This is a genomic window from Streptomyces uncialis, from assembly GCF_001905345.1.
Lineage (GTDB): Bacteria > Actinomycetota > Actinomycetes > Streptomycetales > Streptomycetaceae > Streptomyces > Streptomyces uncialis.
On sequence record NZ_LFBV01000005.1, the window covers coordinates 310,510 to 331,649 of the forward strand.

At 73.9% G+C, this 21,140-nt stretch carries 17 protein-coding genes and 1 riboswitch; of the genes, 9 read left to right on the top strand and 8 right to left on the bottom strand.

Annotated elements, in window-relative coordinates:
• Positions 1–25: 25 nt before the first annotated feature.
• The 3 genes from AB852_RS21625 to AB852_RS21635 are packed head-to-tail and all read left to right on the top strand — an operon-like array spanning position 26 to position 4,844.
• Positions 26–1,063, top strand: a complete 1,038-nt coding sequence (locus tag AB852_RS21625; RefSeq protein ID WP_073791126.1) for an AAA family ATPase — start codon at positions 26–28, stop codon at positions 1,061–1,063.
• Complete coding sequence (locus AB852_RS21630) at positions 1,063–2,421, top strand: DUF58 domain-containing protein (protein ID WP_073791129.1); 1,359 nt, start codon at positions 1,063–1,065, stop codon at positions 2,419–2,421. The genes AB852_RS21625 and AB852_RS21630 overlap by 1 nt, the downstream gene beginning before the upstream one ends.
• Positions 2,418–4,844 carry a transglutaminase TgpA family protein gene (locus AB852_RS21635; RefSeq protein WP_073791132.1) on the top strand — a complete coding sequence of 809 codons (2,427 nt, stop codon included), beginning with the start codon at positions 2,418–2,420 and terminating at the stop codon, positions 4,842–4,844. Before AB852_RS21630 ends, AB852_RS21635 begins: the two co-directional genes overlap by 4 nt.
• 1,205 nt (positions 4,845–6,049) lie before the next feature.
• Here AB852_RS21635 and AB852_RS21640 read toward each other — a convergent pair.
• Entirely contained in the window at positions 6,050–6,448 is a 399-nt protein-coding gene (locus tag AB852_RS21640) for a DUF3040 domain-containing protein (protein ID WP_073791135.1), read from the bottom strand.
• 281 nt (positions 6,449–6,729) lie between these two features.
• Positions 6,730–7,494 (bottom strand): class I SAM-dependent methyltransferase, encoded by a 765-nt coding sequence (locus AB852_RS21645; RefSeq protein ID WP_073791138.1) that lies wholly within the window; start codon positions 7,492–7,494, stop codon positions 6,730–6,732.
• A 600-nt stretch (positions 7,495–8,094) separates the two neighbouring features.
• Between AB852_RS21645 and AB852_RS21650 the strand changes: the two genes are divergently transcribed.
• Together AB852_RS21650 and AB852_RS21655 are read left to right on the top strand one after the other, a co-directional pair.
• On the top strand, positions 8,095–8,706 hold the full coding sequence (locus AB852_RS21650; RefSeq protein ID WP_073791698.1) for a TetR/AcrR family transcriptional regulator: 612 nt from the start codon (positions 8,095–8,097) through the stop codon (positions 8,704–8,706).
• A 527-nt stretch (positions 8,707–9,233) separates the two neighbouring features.
• Positions 9,234–10,751 (top strand): phytoene desaturase family protein, encoded by a 1,518-nt coding sequence (locus AB852_RS21655; protein ID WP_073791141.1) that lies wholly within the window; start codon positions 9,234–9,236, stop codon positions 10,749–10,751.
• Positions 10,752–10,786: 35 nt separating this feature from the next.
• Here AB852_RS21655 and AB852_RS21660 read toward each other — a convergent pair whose 3' ends face one another.
• From AB852_RS21660 to AB852_RS21685, 6 genes are all read right to left on the bottom strand, one after another.
• Entirely contained in the window at positions 10,787–11,686 is a 900-nt protein-coding gene (locus AB852_RS21660; RefSeq protein ID WP_073791143.1) for a hypothetical protein, read from the bottom strand.
• Between the two features lie 45 nt (positions 11,687–11,731).
• On the bottom strand, positions 11,732–12,652 hold the full coding sequence (metF, locus tag AB852_RS21665; RefSeq protein WP_073791146.1) for a methylenetetrahydrofolate reductase [NAD(P)H]: 921 nt from the start codon (positions 12,650–12,652) through the stop codon (positions 11,732–11,734).
• A gap of 256 nt (positions 12,653–12,908) precedes the next feature.
• On the bottom strand, positions 12,909–13,559 hold the full coding sequence (gene thiE, locus AB852_RS21670; protein WP_073791149.1) for a thiamine phosphate synthase: 651 nt from the start codon (positions 13,557–13,559) through the stop codon (positions 12,909–12,911).
• A gap of 178 nt (positions 13,560–13,737) precedes the next feature.
• Positions 13,738–14,103 (bottom strand): Rv2175c family DNA-binding protein, encoded by a 366-nt coding sequence (locus AB852_RS21675; RefSeq protein ID WP_073791152.1) that lies wholly within the window; start codon positions 14,101–14,103, stop codon positions 13,738–13,740.
• A 113-nt stretch (positions 14,104–14,216) separates the two neighbouring features.
• Positions 14,217–15,380 (bottom strand): NAD(P)/FAD-dependent oxidoreductase, encoded by a 1,164-nt coding sequence (locus AB852_RS21680; protein ID WP_079184850.1) that lies wholly within the window; start codon positions 15,378–15,380, stop codon positions 14,217–14,219.
• A 166-nt stretch (positions 15,381–15,546) separates the two neighbouring features.
• Entirely contained in the window at positions 15,547–15,924 is a 378-nt protein-coding gene (locus AB852_RS21685; RefSeq protein WP_073791155.1) for an avidin-fold protein, read from the bottom strand.
• Between the two features lie 52 nt (positions 15,925–15,976).
• Positions 15,977–16,089, top strand: a riboswitch (TPP riboswitch).
• On the opposite strand from AB852_RS21685, the gene thiO reads away from it, so the two are divergent.
• The 4 genes from thiO to pknB all read left to right on the top strand — a co-directional run bounded on the left by thiO (position 16,087) and on the right by pknB (position 21,087).
• Complete coding sequence (gene thiO, locus AB852_RS21690) at positions 16,087–17,256, top strand: glycine oxidase ThiO (RefSeq protein ID WP_073791157.1); 1,170 nt, start codon at positions 16,087–16,089, stop codon at positions 17,254–17,256. (Overlaps the previous riboswitch by 3 nt.)
• Positions 17,253–17,453 carry a sulfur carrier protein ThiS gene (gene thiS / locus AB852_RS21695; protein ID WP_073791160.1) on the top strand — a complete coding sequence of 67 codons (201 nt, stop codon included), beginning with the start codon at positions 17,253–17,255 and terminating at the stop codon, positions 17,451–17,453. Before thiO ends, thiS begins: the two co-directional genes overlap by 4 nt.
• 3 nt (positions 17,454–17,456) lie before the next feature.
• Positions 17,457–18,251 (top strand): thiazole synthase, encoded by a 795-nt coding sequence (locus AB852_RS21700; protein ID WP_073791163.1) that lies wholly within the window; start codon positions 17,457–17,459, stop codon positions 18,249–18,251.
• Positions 18,252–19,155: 904 nt separating this feature from the next.
• Positions 19,156–21,087, top strand: coding sequence for a Stk1 family PASTA domain-containing Ser/Thr kinase (pknB, locus tag AB852_RS21705; protein ID WP_073791166.1), 1,932 nt, complete (start codon positions 19,156–19,158; stop codon positions 21,085–21,087).
• Positions 21,088–21,140 lie beyond the last annotated feature (53 nt).

The window sequence follows — 21,140 nt, forward strand, 5'->3', positions numbered from 1 at the left end:
CAGGGGAAGGGCCGAGGAGGGCCGGGTGACGACCTATGACGATCGAGCGAGCCTCACAGATCTGACCACCACAGCGGAGCAGGTCCGCAGGTCGGTGGAGGGTGTGATCGAGGGCAAGCCGGAGGTCGTACGGCTTTCGCTGACCGTGCTCCTCGCCGAGGGGCACCTGCTGATCGAAGATGTACCGGGCGTGGGGAAGACCATGCTCGCCAAGGCACTGGCGCGGTCCATCGACTGCTCGGTGCGCCGTATCCAGTTCACGCCCGATCTGCTGCCCTCGGACATCACCGGGGTGTCCATCTGGGATCAGCAGCAGCGGGACTTCGAGTTCAAACCGGGCGCGATCTTCGCGCAGATCGTGATCGGCGACGAGATCAACCGGGCCTCGCCGAAGACCCAGTCCGCCCTCCTGGAGTCCATGGAGGAGCGGCAGGTCACCATCGACGGCAACAGCTACGAACTGCCCAGCCCGTTCATGGTGGTGGCGACGCAGAACCCGGTCGAGATGGAGGGCACCTATCCGCTGCCCGAGGCGCAGCGCGACCGCTTCATGGCCCGGGTGTCGATCGGCTACCCGAGCGCGGACGCCGAGCTGGAGATGCTCGGGGTGCACGGCGGTGCCTCACCGCTCGACGACCTCCAGCCGGTGACGCACGCCGCCGACATCGTCAAGCTGATCGACGCGGTCCGCTCGGTCCATGTCGCGGACACCGTCCGCCGCTATGTGGTGGACCTGGTCTCCGCGACCCGCAGCCATCCCGATCTGCGGCTCGGGGCGTCGCCGCGCGCGTCGCTGCATCTGCTGCGCGCCTCGAAGGCCGCCGCCGCGCTCGCGGGCCGCGAGTACGCCCTGCCGGACGACGTGCAGGCGCTCGCCGCCCCGGTGCTCGCGCACCGGCTGCTGCCGACGGCCCAGGCCCAGCTGAACCGCCGGACGGCCGAGCAGGTCGTCCAGGACATCATCCAGCGCACCCCGGTCCCGGTCGCGCAGCCGCACGCCAACGGGCATCCCGGGCATGCCGCGACCTTCGGGGAGCGTCCGCCCGGCGTACGGAGGCTGTGATGACGGTCCCCGGTGATCCGTCCGGTCCGTATCCGGAGGACGGCCGGGGCGGCGTGCGCACCGCCCTCGCCGGGCTCACCACCCGCGGCCGGTCCTTCCTCGCCGCGGGGGTGGCCGCCGCGGTGTGCGCCTATGTGCTCGGGCAGAGCGATCTGCTGCGGGTGGGGCTGCTGCTGGCGGTGCTGCCGCTGGTGTGCGCGCTGGTGCTGTACCGCACGCGATACCGGGTGGCGGGCAGCCGCAGGCTCTCCCCCGGGCGGGTCCCGGCGGGGTCGGAGGCGCGGGTCCATCTGCGGGTGGAGAACGTGTCGCGGATGCCCACCGGCCTGCTGATGCTCCAGGACCGGGTGCCCTACGTCCTCGGTCCGCGGCCCCGTTTCGTCCTCGACCGGGTCGAGGCGGGCGGGCGCCGCGAGGTGTCGTACCGGGTCCGTTCCGATCTGCGCGGACGGTACCCGCTGGGGCCGCTCCAGCTGCGGCTGAACGACCCGTTCGGGATGTGCGAACTCACCCGGTCCTTCGCCACGTACGACACCCTCACCGTCGTCCCGCGGGTCGAGCCGCTGCCCGCGGTGCGGCTCAGCGGTTCGTCGACGGGGCACGGCGACGGGCGGCAGCGCTCGCTCGCCCTCGCCGGTGAGGACGACCTGATCCCGCGCGGGTACCGCTACGGCGACGATCTGCGCCGGGTGCACTGGCGTTCCACCGCCCGCTACGGCGAGCTGATGGTGCGCCGCGAGGAGCAGCCGCAGCGCGCCCGCTGCACGGTGCTCCTGGACACCCGTTACATCGCCTACGACGGTTCCGGGCCCGACTCGGCGTTCGAGTGGGCCGTCTCCGGCACCGCGTCCGCGCTGGTGCACATGATCGAACGGGGATTCTCGGTACGGCTGCTGACGGACACCGGGACCTCGGTGCCCGGTGAGGGGTCCGACGGGTTCACCGGCGCCGGTCATGACTCGGCGGACACCTCAGGACTGATGCTGGACACCCTGGCCGTCGTCGAGCACTCCGACAGCGAGGGCCTGTCCCGCGCGTACGACGCGCTGCAAGGCGGCGGCGAGGGGCTGCTGGTGGCGTTCCTCGGCGACATGGACGAGGAACAGGCCGCGGCCGTCGCCCGGATGCGGCAGCGCAGCGGGGTGGCCGTGGCCTTCGTGCTGGACAGCGACCAATGGGGCCGGGGCGCGGGCGCCGAACCCGGCAGGCACTGCCGGGAACGGCTGAGGATGCTGGGCGAGGCCGGTTGGACGGCTGTCGCCGTGGCACCCGGATCGAGTGTCACGGACATGTGGCGCCAGGCGGACCGCGAGCGCGTCGGCACCGGGCTCACGGGGGGAACGGGGGGTTGGTCATGAGCGGCCGTACTCGACTGGCGCTGTGCGCCGCGCTCGCCACACTGCTGGCGGCGACCTCGCTGGTCCCGCTGATGGAGACGCCCACCTGGCTGGTCCAGGCGGCCGTGCTGATCGGCTGCCAGACGGCCGTCGGCATCGTCGCCCGGCGGGTCCCGACGCCCCGGCCGGTGACCGTCCTCGCGCAGCTCGCGACGTCGGTGCTGCTGCTGACCGCGCTGTTCGTCGGTGACCGGGCCGTCGCGGGGTTCCTGCCCGGCCCCGACACCGTCACCGCGTTCGCGGAGCTGGTCCGCACCGGCGGCGACGACATCGGCCGGTACGCGATACCGGCGCCGCTGACGGACGGCGTCCGGCTGGTGCTGATCAGCGGGGTCCTGCTGATCGGGCTGGCGGTGGACGTCCTCGCGGTGACCTGCCGCAGCGCGGCCCCGGCGGGGCTGCCGCTGCTCGCGCTGTACTCGGTGGCCGCGGGAATCGGCGGCGGCGAGGCCGGCTGGGCGTGGTTCCTGCTGGCGGCGGCCGGCTATCTGCTGCTCCTGCTCGCCGAGGGCCGCGACCGGCTCTCGCAGTGGGGCCGGGTCTTCGGCGGACCGCCGTCCACCCGGGGCCGGGTGCTCGGCGGGCTGGAGAGCGGCGGCGGGTCCGCCCGCCCGGTGCGCACCGGCCGCCGGATCGGCGCGCTCACGCTCGGGATCGCCCTGGTCGTCCCGCTGGCGCTGCCCGCGCTGGACGGGGGCCTGCTGGGCGAGACGGGACGCGGCAGGGGCACGGGCGACGCGGAGGGCGGCACGATCTCCGCCGTCAATCCGCTGGTGTCGCTCCAGAACAGCCTCAACCAGCCCGAGGACCGGGAGGTGATGCGGTACACCACGAACACCCCCGACACCCAGGAGATGTATCTGCGGATCGTCGCCCTGGACTCCTTCGACGGCAGCGCGTGGAAGCCCTCGGTCCGGGACATCGGCGATGTCCCGTCGACGTTCCCCGATCCCGCGGGGCTCAGCCCCGAGGTCAAGCGATCCGAGGTCACCACCCGGATCGAGGCGGCCGGCTGGTACGCGCAGGACTGGCTGCCGATGCCGTTCCCGGCGAGCGGGGTCGAGATCGACGGCCGCTGGCGGTACGAGCCGGTGGGCCGGACCCTGGTCGGTGACCACGGGCAGACCACCAAGGGCGCGGACTACCAGGTCAGAAGCCTGATAGTGCAGCCGACGGCGGCCCAGCTCGCCGAGGCTCCGGCGCCGCCGCCCGAGTTCAAGCAGGAGTTCACCCGGATACCGGGTTCGCTGCCGGACGTGGTCGAGGAGACGGCCCGGCGGGTGACCGCGGGCGCCTCGAACGACTACGAGCGGGCCGTGAAGCTCCAGGACTGGTTCGCGGTGGACGGCGGCTTCACGTACGACACGGAGGTGGCCGCGGGCAGCGGGAGTGCCGCGATCGCGCGTTTCCTCCAGCAGAAGCAGGGCTTCTGTGTGCACTTCTCGTTCTCGATGGCGGCGATGGCCCGCACGCTGGGCATCCCGGCGCGGGTCGCGGTCGGTTTCACCCCGGGGACCCCGCAGTCCGACGGGAAGATGTCGGTGGGGCTCAGGGACGCGCACGCGTGGCCCGAGCTCTACTTCGAGGGCGCGGGCTGGACCCGGTTCGAGCCGACGCCCGCGCGCGGTTCGACTCCGGACTACACCCAGCCGGACACCCCCGCGGGCTCGCCCAGCACCCCGGCGGGGACGCCCTCGGAGACCGCGTCGAGCGCGCCGTCGGCCGCGCCGTCGGCCTCCGAGAGCTGCTCGGTCGAGCAGAAGCGGCTGGACGGCGGCTGCGGGACGGCGGCGCCGGCGGTGGCCGCCGGTTCGTCGGGCGGTGGCCCCCCGGTCGGCACGATCCTGCTGATCACGCTGGGGGTGGTGGCCGCGCTCACGGTGCCGTTCCTGCCGATGCTGTGGCGGCTGCGGAAGCGGGCCGTGCGGCTCGGCGCCTCGGGCGGCCGGACCGACTCGGACGCGGCGACACGGGTCCTCCTGGTGTGGCGGGAACTCCTGGACACCGCGTGGGACCACGGGATCGCCCCGGACGCCTCCGAGACACCCCGTACGACGGCGGCCCGGATCGCCCGGGTCGCCCGGCTGGACACGGGGGCCGCGGAGTCCCTGCGGAAGGTCGCGGAGGCGGTGGAGCAGGTGCTGTACGCGCCCGCCCCCCGGGCGGCCGCGGGCCTCGCCGACGAGGTACGCGCGGTACGGGGTGCCCTGCGGGCGTCCATGGGGCGCTGCGCCGGGCTGCGGGCCCTGCTGGCGCCCCGGTCGGCGGTACGGGTGGTGTGGGCCCTGTCGGACCGCTGGCAGGCCCTGCGGGGCCGCGCGGGCGGCGGCTTGGCCCGGCTCCGCGCACGGTTCCCCGTCCGGGGCGGCGCGGAAGCACCCTGACCGGTCCGGCCCGGTTCCCCCGGACCCCCGCGCCATGATTCGCTCCCCCGGTTCGCGGACCCGACGGCCCGCGGACCGGGGGTTCGTGGATTCCGGGGGTTCGTGGATTCCGGGGGTTCGTGGATTCCGGGGTCCCGAGGGTCCGGGGGTGCCGGGTTGCGTGCGGGTGGCCTTCGCCCGACGCCCCTGGGTCCGCCCACCTGGACGTACGTGTCCCTGCGCGGGCCGTTCGGGGGTGCGCAGTTCCCCGCGCCCCTGGGTCCGTCCACCTGGACGTACGCGTCCCCGTGCGGGCCGTTCGGGGGTGCGCAGTTCCTCGCGCCCCTGAGTACATCCACCAGGGCGTACGCGTCCCCGTGCGGGCCGGACGGGGGTGCGCAGTTCCTCGCGCCCCTGAGTACATCCACCAGGGCGTACGCGTCCCCGTGCGGGCCGGACGGGGGTGCGCAGTTCCCCGCGCCCCTGAGTACATCCACCAGGGCGTACGTGTCCCCGTGCGGGCCGGACGGGGGTGCGCAGTTCCCCGCGCCCCTGGGTACGTCCACCTGGGCGTACATGTCCCCGTGCGGGCCGGACGGGGTGCGCGGTTCCTCGCGCCCCTGGGTACGTCCACCTGGACGTACGTGTCCCTGCGCGGGCCGGACGGGGGTGCGCAGTTCCCCGCGCCCCTGGGTACGTCCACCTGGACGTACGCGTCCCTGCGCGGGACGGACTGGGGTACGCGGTTCCTCGCGGCCCTGGGTTGTCGCCCTGGGCGTGGGCGGGTCGCTGTCCGCAGCCGGCGGGCTACGGAGGAGACGCGGCCCGAAGGGGCGCGGGGAACTGCGCACCCACCGAGTACCCGCACGGGGACACGCAGGCCCAGCCGAACGCCCCCGGCGAGACCGCCCGCACCCGGAAGGCCCGGGCCGGAAGTGCGCCCGAAGGGGCGCGGGGAACTGCGCGAAACCACCGGGTACCCGCACAGGAACAAATGGGCCCAGCACAGGAAACCCAGGGGCGCGGGGAACCGCGCACCCACGGACGACCTGTACAGGGACAGGACGCGGATGGCCGGGACCACCCAGGGCATCGCCGGGCGTACGGGCAACAGGGCACGTGAGAGACCCCCAGGTCGAGGACCTGGGGGCGGGAAGCGGAAAGTGCGCGGAGGCCGTCCCGCCAGGGACATCCTCCGGTGGCCGGACCGCCGAGAGGCGGGCGCCCTAGCGGGAGCCGTCCTGCTCGTCGCGGCGGCGCTGCCACCGCTGCTCGATGCGGTCCATCACGGACCGCCGCTGGCGCCCTTGCTGTCGCGCCGCAGGCTGACCCGCCGCCTGCTGCTCACCTGGTTTCGGCGCTTTACGCCATCCGGTCACGGCGAGCACCGCGCACCCCAGCATGACGAGGAAGCCCACCACGCTGATCCAGATCTGCTGGGCGACCATACCGGCCATGAGGAGCGCGATACCCACCAGAAAGCCTGCGACCGCCTGATACACCCGTCGCCGGGTGTACGTACGCAGCCCGCTTCCCTCAAGCGCTGTCGCGAACTTGGGATCTTCGGCGTACAGCGCTCGCTCCATTTGCTCGAGCATTCGCTGCTCGTGCTCCGAGAGCGGCACGGAGTCCTCCTCATCGTGCAGTCGCCGGGGCGACCGGGGGGTTCCCTTCAGGATAGGCAGGGAATCGCCCCCGTGAAACCCGCCCCTCTACGCCAATTCGCCAGTCAGAACCCGTCATGGCGCTCCGGCCCGCTGAGGCGTCCATTCCCCGGCGACCCGTCCGTCATGCCGGACCGTCTCCCCCGATCATACGGCGAGTGGCGCCCGATCGGGTGGCGTGTGGCGTACTCCATGTGCCACTGCGGACCTGATCAGCGGCGTTTGACCATGGTCCGTCAGGGTTACGCGGCATCCTGCCGGGTGCCCAGCACGTGCAACTGGGTCGCCACCGAGTGGAACGCCGGCTGCTCGGCGGCGGCGGCCTCCAGCTTCAGAAGGGCCTCCAGGGCGCCGGGCTCGGTGTCCACGAGGACCCCGGGCACCAGGTCCGCGAAGATCCGCACCCCGTGCACGGCGTCCACCCGCAGACCGGCGGCGGTGACCAGCCCGGTGAGCTGGTCGGCGGTGAAGCGCCGGGGCACCGGGTCGGAGTCGCCCCAGCGGCCGGCCGGGTCACCGAGGGCGCGCCGGGCCTCGGTGAAGTGACCGGCGAGGGCACGGGCGAGGACGGCGCCGCCGAGACCCGCGGCGAGCAGGCTGAGGACCCCGGAGGGGCGCAGCGCGCCGATGGCGTTGCGGACGCCCACGGCGGGGTCGTCGACGTACTCCAGGACGCCGTGGCACAGGACCACGTCGAAGCTGTCGCGCTCGGCGACGTCGAAGAGGCCGTGGGCGTCGCCCTGGACGCCCTTGACCCGGTCCTCGACGCCCGCTTCGGCGGCGCGGCGCTCCAGGGCGAACAGGGCGTCGGGGCTGGGGTCGACCACGGTGACCCGGTGGCCGAGGTGGGCGGCGGGCACGGCGAAATTGCCGCTGCCGCCGCCCGTGTCGAGGACGTCGAGCACGTCGCGTCCCGTGGTCTTGACCCGCTGGTCGAGGGCGTCCTTCAGCACGTCCCAGACCACGGCGGTTCGGAGGGAAGCGCGGGGGCGCATCGGGTCCGACACTGCAACTGACTCCTCGGCACGGCACCGCCCGTCCTGCGGCGGTAGCGATCGGGTGGGCCTCCCGGGCGGATGGGCTCGGGGCCGTGCCGACCGGTGAGGCTTCAGGTCCGCCCCACCCTATTGCCTCGTGGACATTGCCTCCCCTATCGCCTTGTGAACACCGTCTTTCGTCCCGCCCGCGCTTTCGTCCCGCCCGCGGTGCCGGGCGGTCCGGGTCGGCCGGCACCGGCCGCCGGGGGCTGGCGGTGGTCGTGGTGTCCGTCCCCGGCGGTGCACCGCGGCGGCCGGTCGCGCGAGCGCGTCGCGGAGGTCCACGCGCCCGACAAGGGCGCCACGAAGGCCGCGGACGGCGCCGAGGGGCTCCACAAGGCCTCAGGGGCGCCCGGACGGGCCCGCCGGCCCTGGACCGGGGGTGGGAGCGGGGGTGGGCCTCCCGGGGCCGGAGCGGGCGATCCGGACGGCGGGGCGCACCCGCTGTACGAGGGCTCCGGGGATCTCACGAGCGGACCGCACGAGGGCGGCGTGACGATCCCCGGCCACGGGAGGTCCGACCGTGACCGGCGCACCGGGGGCATGGCCGGCCCTGTGAGAATCGGAGCCATGGACAGCAGCAGCACCCGACGTCAGGCGACCCGGCAGAAGCTGTACGAGGCCGCTGTGACCCTCATCGCCGAGCAGGGCTTCTCGGCGACGACCGTGGACGAGATCGCCGAACGGGCCGGAGTGGCCAAGGGGACGGTGTACTACAACTTCGCCAGCAAGTCCGTCCTGTTCGAGGAGTTGCTGCGGCACGGCGTGGAGTTGCTGACCGCGTCCCTGCGCGACGCGGCGGAGAGCACCACGCGCGCGGGTGGCGGGAGTGCGGACGCGCTGGACGCGATGGTCCGCGCGGGGCTCGTCTTCATCGAGCGGTACCCGTCCTTCACCCAGCTCTACGTCGCGGAGCTGTGGCGTACCAACCGGTCGTGGAACTCGACCCTGATGGCGGTCCGCCAGGAGACCGTCGCGGTGGTCGAGGGTGTGCTGCGGACGGGTGTCGAGCGCGGGGAGCTGAGCGGGGACATCGACGTCCCGCTGACCTCGGCGGCGCTGGTCGGCATGGTCCTGGTGGCCGCGCTGGACTGGCGTTCCTTCCAGCCCGAACGCTCACTGGACGACGTCCACGCGGCACTGTCCCGGCTGCTCCAGGGACGCGTCGGCGGCGGCGCCTGACACGCGCGGCGGACGCGGGGACGGCAGACGGCGGTACGGCGGGCGGGCGGTGGACCGACCGCTGACCCACGGCGGACGAACGCGCCGCTCCAGCGAAGCTCATCCCCCTGAGCCCTCGCCGCAGCGGCGCGTTCCCCCCGTGTCCCCCATTTTTCGCGGTCCTCCGTGTCGCCACGGCGATCCTGTGCCCGTGGAGCCCTGGACACCCCCCGGCTCCTCGGTCACCGCTCCCCTGGTCAGGGGGAGCCACGGTCAAGGAGCGCCATTCCGTTCCGCCGCCCCGTGTCGGCGGTACCGTCCCGGCGTCCTCCTCCGTGCCTCCACTCTCCCGTTTCCCCGGGTGGCGGCCCATCCGCGCGGGTACTCATCTCCGCCGCTAGGTACCGGTACTCAGGTCTGGGCCCGCGTCCTCTTGTCCGGGCCCGCCGTCCTCGTCGGGGCCGTCGCCGGAGCCGCCACGGACCCCGTGCGGGGCCTGTCGGCGGCCTCCCGGCGGCGCTGTCGGTGGTGGCCGATAAAGTCGCCGCATGGGACGGATTGCGGTGATCGGCGCGGGCATGGGCGCCATGGCGGCCGCCGCGCGGCTGGCCATCGCGGGCCACAGCGTGGTGGTCCTTGAGCGCGGGGACACCTACGGCGGCGCCGTGGGCTCCTTCGCGCGGGACGGATTCACGTTCGACACGGGCCCCGGTCTGCTGCTGCTGCCCGCCGTGCAGCGCGACCTGTTCGTCAAGACCGGCAAGGAGCCGCTGGAGCGGTGCGTCGAGCTGTCGCAGGTGGAGCCCGCGTCCCGCCATGTCTTCGCGGACGGCACGGAGGTGTTCCTGCCCCACGCGTCGCGCGCGGGCGTCGCCGAGGCGCTGGACACCGCGCTCGGCGGGGACGCGGGCGCGCTGTGGGCGGCGTTCGTCAACCGCGCCCGGGACGCCTGGGACCGGGCCCGCCGCCCGCTCCTGGAGGAGCCCTTGTGGCCGAACTGGGAGGTGCTGGCGGAGCGTGAGCCGTACCCGGCGCTGCCCCGCAAGCGGCTGCTGCGCCGCGACCTGGTGGCGACGACCGTGAGCGGGATCGCCGAGCTGGAACTGGCGGGCGAACCACGGCTGCGCGCCCTGCTGGAGAGCTATCCGCTGGAGTGGGGGCTCGACCCGCGGACGGCCCCGGCGGGCGCGTCGGTGCTGGCGTACCTGGAGCAGACGTTCGGGGTGTGGTCCGTGGGCGGCGGTATGCGCGAGCTGGCGCGGGCCGTCCATGAGCGGTGTCTGGCGCGCCGGGTGGAGTTCCGCTTCGGCACGGCGGTGACCCGGATCGTGGAGAAGGACGGCCGCGCGGCCGGCGTCGAGCTGGCCGACGGCTCCGTGACCGAGGCGGACCATGTGGTCGCCGGGGTGGCGCCCGCCGTGCTGGCGGGGATGCTCCCGGGCACGGAGCCGCGCGCGCCGGAGGCCGTCCCGGCCCGCCCGGGGACCGCCAGTCGGCTCACGGTGATGCTGGCGCTGCGGGGCGCCCGCCCCGAGGGCACCGCGTACCGCACGGTGGTCCACACGACCGACCGTGACGGCGAGTTGGACGCCCTGTCCGGTGCCGTACCGGGGCTGCCGGAGCGACCCACGGTGGCCGTGCTGAGCACCGGTGACCCCGCGGGCGTGCCCGGCGCGGAGCACGAGGCGGTGACGCTCACGGCGACGGTCGCGGCGGGCGCGGGAGCGGGCGACCGGCGGGAGGACCTGCTGGGGCTGGCCGAGCGGATGATCGACACGGCCGGGCGCGCGGTGCCGAGGCTGCGGGAGCGGCTGCTGTGGCACGAGGTGCGCACCCCGGCGGACATCGAGGAGGCGACGGGCGTGCCGGGCGGGGCGGTGCCCGCTCCGGCGCTCGCGGCGGCCGGGGGGCGGCTGCTGAGCCCGTCGAACACCACCCGGGTCCCCGGGCTGTACACCGTCGGCGGCTGGTCGCACCCCGGCGGCGGGCTGCCGCACGCGGGTATGTCAGGGGCGCTGGTGGCCGGACTGATCGTGGAGGGGCCGGAGTTCCGCGGCTCCCAGTGAGGCACGCCCGCCGCGCACCGGCGGCGGGCGCGGGCTCAGTAGTGGTAGGGCTGCCGCTCGTCGTAGCCGGTGTCCTGGTCGGAGCGGTAGTCGTCGCCCTGCGGGGGATACGGGTAGTGCTGCTGGTCGGGCGCGGGCTCGCCGGAGTACGGGGCGCCCTCGGGGGTGCCGCGCTGCTGCGGGACCCACACGCCGCCCGGCGGGGTCTCCTGGTAGCCGCCGCCCGGGGCGTAGGGGTCGTGCTGCGGGGCCTGCTCATGGCCCTGGCGGCCGTAGGGGTCGTAGGAGGCGCCGACGCCGTCATAGGTCTGGGTGCCGATGTACGGGTCGGAGTAGGCGGCGTAGCGCTGCCCGCCCTGGTCGTAGCCGTGGCCCTGGTCGTAGCCGGAGTAGGTGTCGTAGCCGAAGTCCTGGCCGGGGGACGCGGGGGGTTGCGGGGACTCGCTGTAGACGCCGTAGCCGCCGGTGTCGTCGGGCATCGGCTCCGGCGCGTGGACCGGTGCGTGGACCATGGTGACCGGCTCCGGTCCGGCGGCCTCGTAGGGGAAGCCGTCGTTCCCCGGGTGCGGTGCGGCGCCGAAGTCGCCCGCCGCGTACGGGTTGTCGTCCGCTTCCAGTCCGGAGACCTGGAGCGCGGGTTCCTGATGTCCGCCGCCCCGGCGGCGCTTGCTGGCGCCCGGCCGGCCGCCGATGGCCCAGCCGGTGGAGAAGCCCCGGCGGAACGACATCGTCACGTACGTCTGCCCGACGGCGAACGCCATCGCGCCGATTCCGATCACGATCACCGACGGCAGCAGCACACCGATGACCACGGCGAGGAAGCCGCTGAAGGCCAGCAGCCGCCAGCGCAGCCTCGCCTTGTACTGCAACAGCACTTCACCCAGCAGCCACAGCGCGACGATGCCGAACGCGATGTAGAGGACCGCCCAGCCCATGTACGCCCCTCTCGTGCGGCCTGCGCCCCTCCGCGCACGGCCGGTCTAGGCCGGCGTGTGGTGCAGGCCCAGATTCTCGTAGATCTCCAGCGTCGCCGTCGAGTTGTTGAGCGTGATGAAGTGCAGCCCCGGGACGCCCTCGTCCAGCAGTCTCGCGCAGAACTCCGTCGCGAACTCGATTCCCAAGGAGCGTACAGCCGCCGGATCGTCCTTCGCCGCGAGGATGCGTTCTTTCAGCTCGTCCGGGAACGCCGCGTTGCTCAGCTGACCCAGCCGTTCGAGCTGTTTCACGCTGGTGACGGGCATGACCTCGGGGATGATCGGCGTGTCGCATCCGGCCGCGGACACCCGTTCGCGCAGCCGCAGATAGGACTCCGGGTCGAAGAACATCTGGGTGATGGCGTAGTCGGCGCCCGCGCGGCACTTGTCGACGAAGTGCCGGACGTCCTGGTCCCAGCCCTCGGAACGGGGGTGCATCTCCGGGAAGGCGGCGACGCCGACGCAGAAGTCCCCGGACTCCTTGATGAGCCGCACCAGTTCGGCCGCGTAGGCGAGGCCCTCGGGGTGCGGGACCCACGCGCCCATGGGGTCACCGGGCGGGTCGCCGCGGACGGCGAGCATGTTGCGGATGCCCGCGTCGGCGTACTGGCCGATGATGTTGCGCAGTTCCGCGATGGAGTGGTTGACGGCCGTGAGGTGCGCGACGGGGGTCAGGGTCGAGTCCGCGACGATGCTCTCGGTGGCCTTGACGGTGCCCGCGCGGGTGGAGCCCCCCGCGCCGTAGGTCACCGAGACGAAGCTCGGGGCGACCGCCTCGACCCGGCGCAGCGCGTTCCACAGGTTCCGCTCGCCCTTGGGCGTTTTCGGCGCCCAGAACTCGAACGAGTACGTCGCTTTGCCCGACGCGAGCATGTCACGCACCGTGCGTGCGCGGTCCGTCCTGGTGGAAGCAGTGCCTAGGGCCATACGGGCAGGTTAGCCAGCCCGTGGCCGTCCCCCAACCGGGCGACGGACATTACGGACGAATAGCGTGCCGCTGTCCACGCTTCGGACAACGCATGGCCTGTTCCGTGCGCCGGCACGCACCGGGCCGACCGGTTCCGTCCACGATACGGACATCACCGCGGACCGCGGGCCCCGGCGCGTGGCTCTCGGGCCGGACCCGGATCACGGAACACGGACCGCGAGCGGGTCGCTGCCCCCGGCCCGGCCACCGCACCCGCTACCGCTCCCGGAGCCGCTCCGCGAACTCACGGGCCGCCGCTCCCGGGTCCGGGGCCTCGGTCAGGGCGCGGACGACGACGATGCGCCGGGCGCCCGCCTCGACGACCTGGTCGAGGTTGCCGAGGTCGATCCCCCCGATCGCGAACCACGGCCGGTCGGTGCCCAGCGCGGCCGTGTGCCGGACCAGGTCGAGCCCGGGGGCATGACGGCCCGGCTTGGTGGGGGTGGGCCAGCAGGGGCCCGTGCAGAAGTAGTCGGCGCCCTGCTGGACGGCCGCGTCCCGCGCCTCCGGGAGGGCGTGGGTGGAACGGCCGATCAGGACGTCGTCACCGACGATCGCGCGGGCCGCCGGGACGGGCAGGTCGCCCTGGCCCAGATGCAGCACGTCGGCGCCCGCGGCGTGGGCGATGTCGGCGCGGTCGTTCACCGCGAGCAGCGCGCCGTGCCGGCGGCACGCGTCGGCGATGACCCGCAGATGCTCCAGCTCCTCGGCCGCCTCCATGCCCTTGTCGCGCAGCTGCACGATGTCGACACCGCCCGCGAGGACGCTGTCCAGGAACTCCGGCAGGTCGCCCTGCCGGGTACGGGCGTCCGTGCAGAGGTAGAGGCGGGCGTCGGCGAGCCGGGCGCGGCGCGTGGAGCTGGGCATGACGCGGTGTCCCCCCGTGGTGATGCGTGCTTCGTGGTGGTGAGTGGGCCGTGGCAAAGCGTGGGCCGTGGTGGTGCGGACGGCCCTTGGTGGTGGTGCGGACGGTGGTGTGCGGGCACGGGCGGCCCGTGCCCGCACACCGGCGGTGCCGCCGCTCGGGCGGCGGATGCTGGATCGCTCAGACGGCGAGCGCCTGCGCTCGGCGCTTCACCTCCGTACCGCGATTCTCGCTCAGGGCCTGCGCGGGCGTGCCCGGCAGGGTGGGGTCGGGCGTGAAGAGCCATTCCAGGATCTCTTCGTCGTTGAAGCCGTCGTCCCGCAGGAGCGTCAGGGTGCCGCTGAGGCCCTTGACGACCTTGTCGCCGTCGATGAAGGCGGCGGGTACGTGCAGCGCCCTGTTCTCGCCCCGGCGTACCGCGATGAGCTGCCCGTCCCTGACGAGCTGCCGGACACGGGTCACCACCTCGCCGAACTGCTCGGCGATGTCGGGGAGGGTGAGCCAGGCGGGGACGAGCGCATCGATCTTTACGTCAATCTCGGTCACGTACCCAAGCGTGCCACTTCACTCCGGCAACGGAAAAGCGGCCCGCTGCGCGCGTCCCGCCGCGCCGGGTGGTACAAGCCCCCGGAGAACCCCTCCCGGCCGGTCCCGGCGGCTCAGCGGACGGCGGACTTCAGCGGCCGGGCCGGGTCCGTCAGCGCCTCCGCGTCCAGCGGCGCACCGGCCTCGATCAGCTTCCGGCCCTGGGCGAGGTCACGCGGCCGGCCCACGGCCAGCAGGGCCACCAGCCGGTCCCCGCGCAGCCAGCACACCGACCAGGCCGCCCCGGCGGGGTCCCCGCGCCGGACCGTCGTGTCGGCGTGCGGATGGTGGCCCGCGTACTGGACGAAGCGGCCGAACTGCTCCGACCAGAAGTACGGCACCGGGTCGTAGGGGGCGGCCGGTCCGCCGACGATGCCCGAGGCGACCGTACGGGGGCCTTGGAGGGCGTTGTCCCAGTGGTGCACCAGGAGGCGTTCGCCGTAGCGCGCGGAGGGGAAGGAGGCGCAGTCGCCGACGGCGTACACATCGGGAGCCGAGGTCCGCAGCCGGTCGTCGGCGACGATCTCCCGGTGGTCCCCCAGGGTGATCCCCGAGCCCGTGAGCCAGCGGGTGGCGGGGCGGGCGCCGATGCCGACGACGACGGCCCCGGCGGGCAGCGCGGTGCCGTCGTCGAGGACCACCAGGCCCGGTTCGACACGCGCCACGCGCGCGTGGGTGCGCAAGTTCACGCCCGCCTCGGCGTACCAGCCGGCCATCGGCGCGGCCACGTCCGCGGGCAGCGCGCCCGCCAGCGGCCGGTCGGCGGCCTCGACCACGGTCACCGCGCAGCCCGCCTCGCGGGCCGCGGTGGCGAACTCGGCGCCGATCCATCCGGCGCCGACCACCACGATGTCGTGCCGGTCGGCGAGCACCGGGCGCAGCCGCTGCGCGTCGTCCAGGGTGCGCAGCAGATGCACCCCGGGCACACCCTCCGAGCCGGGCAGCCGGACCGGTTCCGCGCCGGTCGCGATCACGAGCGTGTCGTACGGGACGGGGCCGTCCTCGGTGTCGAGCGCGTGGTCGCCGGGGCGGACGCCGGTGACCTCCAGGCCGAGCCGCAGTTCGACGCCGAGGGCTTCGAAGTCGATGTCGAAGGCGGAGCCCTCGGCGTTGCCGAGCAGGACGGCCTTGGACAGCGGCGGCCGGTCGTAGGGCTGGTGGGGTTCGGCGCCGATCAGCACCACGGACCCGGTGAAGCCCTGTTCGCGCAGGGCCACGGCGGTCTGCACCCCGGCCATGCCCGCGCCCGCGACGACGACCCGCTCACCCGCGCGCGGGAGGTCCGGCGTGCCGCCGGTCGCCGGTGCCAGGTCGGCCGGTGCTTCTGACGCTGCCTGTGCGGCCACCGCTGCGGGGGGCCCGGTCCGCTCACTCACCCCGCCACCATAGACAGACGACCTCGGGTCAGCGTCGTCCCCCGGTCGTGAGCTCCTCCACCACGCTCGTGCCCCGCCCCGGACCCGATTCCCACTCCCAGGTCTCCGTCAGCCGCAGCCTGCCGTCCGGGAGGGCCGTCACCTCGGAGACGCAGTGGCCGGACGCGGTGGTGCCGTCGGTGCGCAACTGGACGTAGCGGAAGTCGAGACGGTCCCCCGCGCGCGTGCCGACGAGATGTCCGCGCGCCACGTCACCGCCCGCGTAGTCGGCCCAGACCACCCCGTCCCGCTCGTGGTAGGCGAACCGGGTCCCGGTGCCGACCTGACCGGGCGCCTGGTCGGCCACCGGGGCGAGGGTCCGGCCGTCGAGCGAGGGGGCGCGGGGCGCCGTGTCCTGGGCTGTCACGGGTGACGGCTCCCTTACTGAGGCGTACGAGGACGGGTTAGGGTGGCCAACGTAGAGCACTCGCGGGAGCCCGGACGCACCGGGCTGAGAGGGAGGCTGACCGGCCTCCGACCGTACGAACCTGATCCGGGTCATGCCGGCGAAGGGAGGGGCTGGACACCCATGTCGCGTACAGCGGACGTGCTGGTCGTGGGGGGCGGGATCATCGGCCTGGTGACCGCCTGGCGGGCGGCGCAGCGCGGACTGGCCACGGTGGTCGTGGACCCCGGGCCCGGCGGCGGGGCGGCACAGGTCGCGGCGGGCATGCTCGCGGCCGTCACCGAACTGCACCACGGCGAGGAGACCCTGCTCGCCCTCAACCTGGCCTCGGCACAGCGGTATCCCGCGTTCGTCGCGGAGCTCACCGGGGTCACCGGGCTCGACCTCGGCTACCGGCGCTGCGGCACGCTCGCGGTGGCGCTCGACGCCGACGACCGGGCCCATCTGCGGGATCTGCACACACTCCAGACCGGTGCGGGGCTCAGCTCCCGGTGGCTGAACGGACGGGAGTGCCGGCGGCTGGAGCCGATGCTGGCGCCCGGGGTACGCGGCGGACTGCGGGTCGACGACGACCACCAGATCGACCCCAGAAGGCTCGCCGCGGCCCTTGTGGCGGCCTGCCGCTCGGCCGGGGTGGACTTCCACCTCCACCGGGCCGAGAGCCTTCTGGTGGCCCGTGAGCGGGCCGTGGGCGTCGCGCTGGAGGACGGCACCCGGCTCGCCGCCGGGCAGGTCGTCCTCGCCGCGGGCAGCCTCAGCGGCCGGCTCGCCGGGGTACCGGACGACGTGCTGCCGCCGGTCCGGCCGGTCAAGGGCCAGGTGCTGCGGCTGACCGTGCCGCCGCGGTACGCCCCGTTCCTGAACCGGACGGTCCGGGCCGTCGTCCGGGGCAGCCAGGTGTATCTCGTCCCCCGGGAGAACGGCGAACTCGTCGTCGGCGCGACCAGCGAGGAGCTGGGCTGGGACACCACCGTCACCGCGGGCGGCGTGTACGAGCTGCTGCGCGACGCCCATGAGCTGGTGCCCGGCATCACCGAGCTGCCGCTCACCGAGACCCGCGCGGGGCTGCGGCCCGGCTCCCCCGACAACGCGCCGCTGCTCGGGCCGACCGCCCTGGACGGTCTGCTGCTCGCCACCGGCCACTACCGCAACGGTGTGCTGCTCACGCCCGTCACCGGGGACGTGCTCGCGCACGCGCTGGTGAACGGCGAACTGCCCGGGACCGCCCGGCCCTTCAGCCCGCTGCGCTTCCGGACCCCGGTCCACGCCCTCCCCCAGGAGCAGTCCGTATGACCGTCACCCTCAACGGCGAGGCCCGCGAGGTGCCGCCGGGAACCACCCTCGGCGCGCTCGTCGCCACGCTCACCACCGCGCCGGGCGGGGTCGCCGCCGCGCTCAACGAGACCGTCGTCCCGCGCGCGGGGTGGACGTCCACCGTCCTGACCACGGGCGACCGGGTCGAGGTCCTCACCGCCGTCCAGGGAGGCTGACCCATGGCCGACGACCCCTTCGTCCTCGGTGGTACGACCTACGGCTCACGGCTGATCATGGGGACGGGCGGCGCGCCCAGCCTCGATGTGCTGGAACGCGCGCTGGTCGCGTCCGGTACGGAGCTGACGACCGTGGCGATGCGGCGGGTCGACCCCACCACCCGGGGTTCCGTGCTGTCCGTCCTGGAGCGGCTCGGCATCCAGGTGCTGCCCAACACCGCGGGGTGTTTCACCGCCGGGGAGGCGGTGCTGACCGCGCGGCTGGCGCGGGAGGCGCTGGGCACCGATCTCGTGAAGCTGGAGGTCATCGCCGACGAGCGCACGCTGCTGCCCGACCCCGTGGAGCTGCTGGACGCGGCCGAGACCCTGGTGGACGACGGGTTCACGGTCCTGCCCTACACCAACGACGACCCGGTGCTCGCCCGGAAGCTGGAGGACGTGGGGTGCGCGGCGGTCATGCCGCTCGGGTCGCCGATCGGGTCCGGGCTCGGTATCCGCAACCCGCACAACTTCGAGCTGATCGTGGAGCAGGCGCGGGTGCCGGTCGTGCTGGACGCGGGGGCCGGGACGGCGTCCGATGTGGCGCTGGCGATGGAGCTGGGATGCGCGGGGGTGATGCTGGCCTCCGCGGTGACGCGGGCGCGGGTGCCGGTGCTGATGGCCGAGGCGGTGCGGCATGCTGCCGAGGGCGGGCGGTTGGCGTATCGCGCGGGGCGGATCCCGCGGCGGTGGTTCGCCCGGGCGAGCAGTCCGCACGCGGGGCGTGCGGAGCTGGATCCCGAACGCCCGGCGTTCTGACCCGGCGGGGGTCGTGGTCCTCCCGGCTGGACGCACTCGTTCCCGCACGGGTCGCCTCCGCTTGCGCTTGTGAGGTCTGTCCGGGTGGCCGCACTTGTTCCTGTGCCGTCGCTCGGTGGGTGCGCAGTTCCCCGCGCCCCTGGATGCTGCCCCTTCGGGATTGTTCGTCGGGTGCGGGCCGGTTCTCGTTTTTGCGCAGTTCCCCGCGCCCCTTTGGGGCGCCATCTGCTTGTTCTTCGGGTCGGTGCCGGTCGGGATTCTCCGTCCTCGATCCGACACGCTCGGTACGACGTTCATGTGGTCCGACTGAAGAGCATCGGAGTCTGCGGGCAGAGATTCCCGCCCACCCCCTCCCGCAGCAGCGCGACTGCACGAGGAGGATGGTGCCCCTTCAGGGGCGCGGGGAACTGCGCGAAAGACGGACGACCCGCACCCGCCGGACATCGGCACCACGCAGGGGTCGCCCCAAAGGGGCGCGGGGAACTGCGCAAAACCACGGGATACCCGCACAGGAACGGAGTCCGGCTGGCACAGGAAACCCAGGGGCGCGGGGAACTGCGCGAAAGACGGACGACCCGCACCCGCCGGACATCGGCACCACGCAGGGGTCGCCCCAAAGGGGCGCGGGGAACTGCGCAAAACCACGGGATACCCGCACAGGAACGGAGTCCGGCTGGCACAGGAAACCCAGGGGCGCGGGGAACTGCGCAACCACCGAGCGACGGCATAGGAAGAAGTGCGCCCAGCCGGACAAACCTGGGAAGCGCAAGCGAAGGCGACCTGCGGGGAACTGCGCAACCACCGAGCGACGGCACAGGAACGAAGTGCGCTCAGCACAGGGAGACCTCGGAAGCGCAAGCGAAGGCGACCCGTGGGGGCATGCGGGGAAACGTAGACTCGGTGGGTGCATACGCTTCAGGACCCCCTGGTCGGCCAGGTTCTCGACGCCCGCTACCGCGTGGACGCCCACATCGCGACGGGCGGCATGGCCACGGTCTACCGGGCCCTGGACACCCGCCTCGACCGCGTCGTCGCCCTGAAGGTGATGCACCCCGCCCTCGCGGTCGACGCGACCTTCGTGGAGCGCTTCATCCGCGAGGCGAAATCCGTGGCCAGGCTCTCACACCCGAACGTCGTGGGCGTCTTCGACCAGGGCGCCCAGGGCGCCTATGTGTACCTGGCGATGGAGTACGTCTCCGGCTGCACCCTCCGGGACGTCCTGCGTGAACGCGGCGCGCTCCAGCCCCGCGCCGCGCTCGACATCCTGGAACCCGTCCTCGCCGCCCTGGGCGCGGCCCACCGCGCCGGTTTCGTGCACCGGGACATGAAGCCCGAGAACGTCCTGATCGGCGACGACGGCCGGGTCAAGGTCGCGGACTTCGGCCTGGTGCGGGCCGTGGACTCGGGCACCGGCACCACGGGCACCGTCCTCGGCACGGTGGCGTATCTCGCGCCGGAGCAGATCGAGGAGGGCGCGGCCGACCCCCGCGCCGATGTGTACGCCTGCGGTGTGGTCCTGTACGAGATGCTGACCGGCCGCAAGCCGCACACCGGCGACACCGCGGCCCAGGTGATCTTCAGCCATGTCAACGAGGACGTCCCCCCGCCGTCGGCCGCCGTACCGGGCCTGTCGGTGGAGCTGGACGACCTCGTGGTGTCGGCGGCGGCCCGTACCCCCGCGGTACGGCCGCACGACGCGGTGGCCCTGCTCGCGGCGGTCCGCGCGGCGCGCTCCGCGCTCACGGACGAGCAGCTCGACGCCGTACCCCCGCAGGCCCGCACCGCCGCGCACGACAACGCGGACGACCGCACCAGCGTGATCCCCCGGGCGCTCGGCATACCGGCGCCGCTGCCGGTGAACGAGCCGGACGACGTCCAGCGGACCAGTGTGCTGGCCCGCGCCCCGGCCCCCGCTCGGGCGCGGACCGGGCGGTTCGGGCGGTTCGGCGGACCGCCGCGGTCGGTGCTCGTGGCCGCCGGGGCCCTGCTGCTGACCCTGCTGGCCGGGCTGGGCGTCTGGTACATCAACTCCGGGCAGTTCACCAAGGTGCCCGCGCTGCTGACCCGGTCCGAGACGGACGCCAGGCAGCGTCTGACGGACGCCGGTCTGGACGTGGGCGACATCCGCCGCCAGTACAGCGACACGGACCGGCGCGGCACCGTCGTCGCCACCGATCCGGCGGCCGGGGAACGTATCCGGGACAACGGCAGCGTGGGGCTGACGATCTCGCTGGGACCGCAGACGGTACGGGTACCGGACGTCACCGACCGCACGCTCGCCGTGGCGCGTGAGGAGATCACGTCGGCGGGTCTGGAGCCCGGGATGGTCACGGACGAGTTCGACGCGACCGTCCCCAAGGGCGAGGTGATCAGCACCGAACCGGCCGCGGGCACCGGCCGCCGGGCGGGCAGCGCGGTCGCGATCACGGTCAGCAGGGGCGCCCCGGTGGACGTACCGGACGTCCGCGATCAGCCGCTGGACGAGGCGACGGCCGCGCTGGAGGAACTGGGGCTGCGCACCGAGGTCGCGGCGGAACGCGTCACCGCGAAGGTCCCGGCCGGAGAGGTCGCCCGGCAGTTCCCGCGGGCCCGTACCGAGGCGGCCGAAGGCGACACGATCACCCTGACGCTGTCCAAGGGGCCGGAGATGATCGAGGTCCCGGACGTGGTCGGTGACCGGGTGGACGACGCGCGCCAGACGCTGGAGGCGGCCGGGTTCGAGGTCGAGGAGGACCGGGGCATCCTCGGGATCTTCGGTGACACGGTCCGCGGTCAGTCGGTCGAGGCCGGGGAGAAGGCCCCGGAGGGCTCCAGGATCAAGCTGAGCATCCGCTGACCCAAGGGCTCCGGGGGCTCCGTCACGCCGAGCGGGCTCACGCCGGGCATCCG

Bases quoted from the DNA above. Each gene is read 5' to 3' on its own strand.
- AB852_RS21630 (WP_073791129.1), top strand. From the start codon at position 1,063: ATGACGGTCCCCGGTGATCCGTCCGGTCCGTATCCGGAGGACGGCCGG.
- AB852_RS21635 (WP_073791132.1), top strand. From the start codon at position 2,418: ATGAGCGGCCGTACTCGACTGGCGCTGTGCGCCGCGCTCGCCACACTG.
- AB852_RS21650 (WP_073791698.1), top strand. From the start codon at position 8,095: ATGGACAGCAGCAGCACCCGACGTCAGGCGACCCGGCAGAAGCTGTAC.
- AB852_RS21655 (WP_073791141.1), top strand. From the start codon at position 9,234: ATGGGACGGATTGCGGTGATCGGCGCGGGCATGGGCGCCATGGCGGCC.
- AB852_RS21660 (WP_073791143.1), bottom strand. From the start codon at position 11,686: ATGGGCTGGGCGGTCCTCTACATCGCGTTCGGCATCGTCGCGCTGTGG.
- metF (WP_073791146.1), bottom strand. From the start codon at position 12,652: ATGGCCCTAGGCACTGCTTCCACCAGGACGGACCGCGCACGCACGGTG.
- thiE (WP_073791149.1), bottom strand. From the start codon at position 13,559: ATGCCCAGCTCCACGCGCCGCGCCCGGCTCGCCGACGCCCGCCTCTAC.
- AB852_RS21680 (WP_079184850.1), bottom strand. From the start codon at position 15,380: ATGGCCGGGGTGCAGACCGCCGTGGCCCTGCGCGAACAGGGCTTCACC.
- thiO (WP_073791157.1), top strand. From the start codon at position 16,087: ATGTCGCGTACAGCGGACGTGCTGGTCGTGGGGGGCGGGATCATCGGC.
- thiS (WP_073791160.1), top strand. From the start codon at position 17,253: ATGACCGTCACCCTCAACGGCGAGGCCCGCGAGGTGCCGCCGGGAACC.
- AB852_RS21700 (WP_073791163.1), top strand. From the start codon at position 17,457: ATGGCCGACGACCCCTTCGTCCTCGGTGGTACGACCTACGGCTCACGG.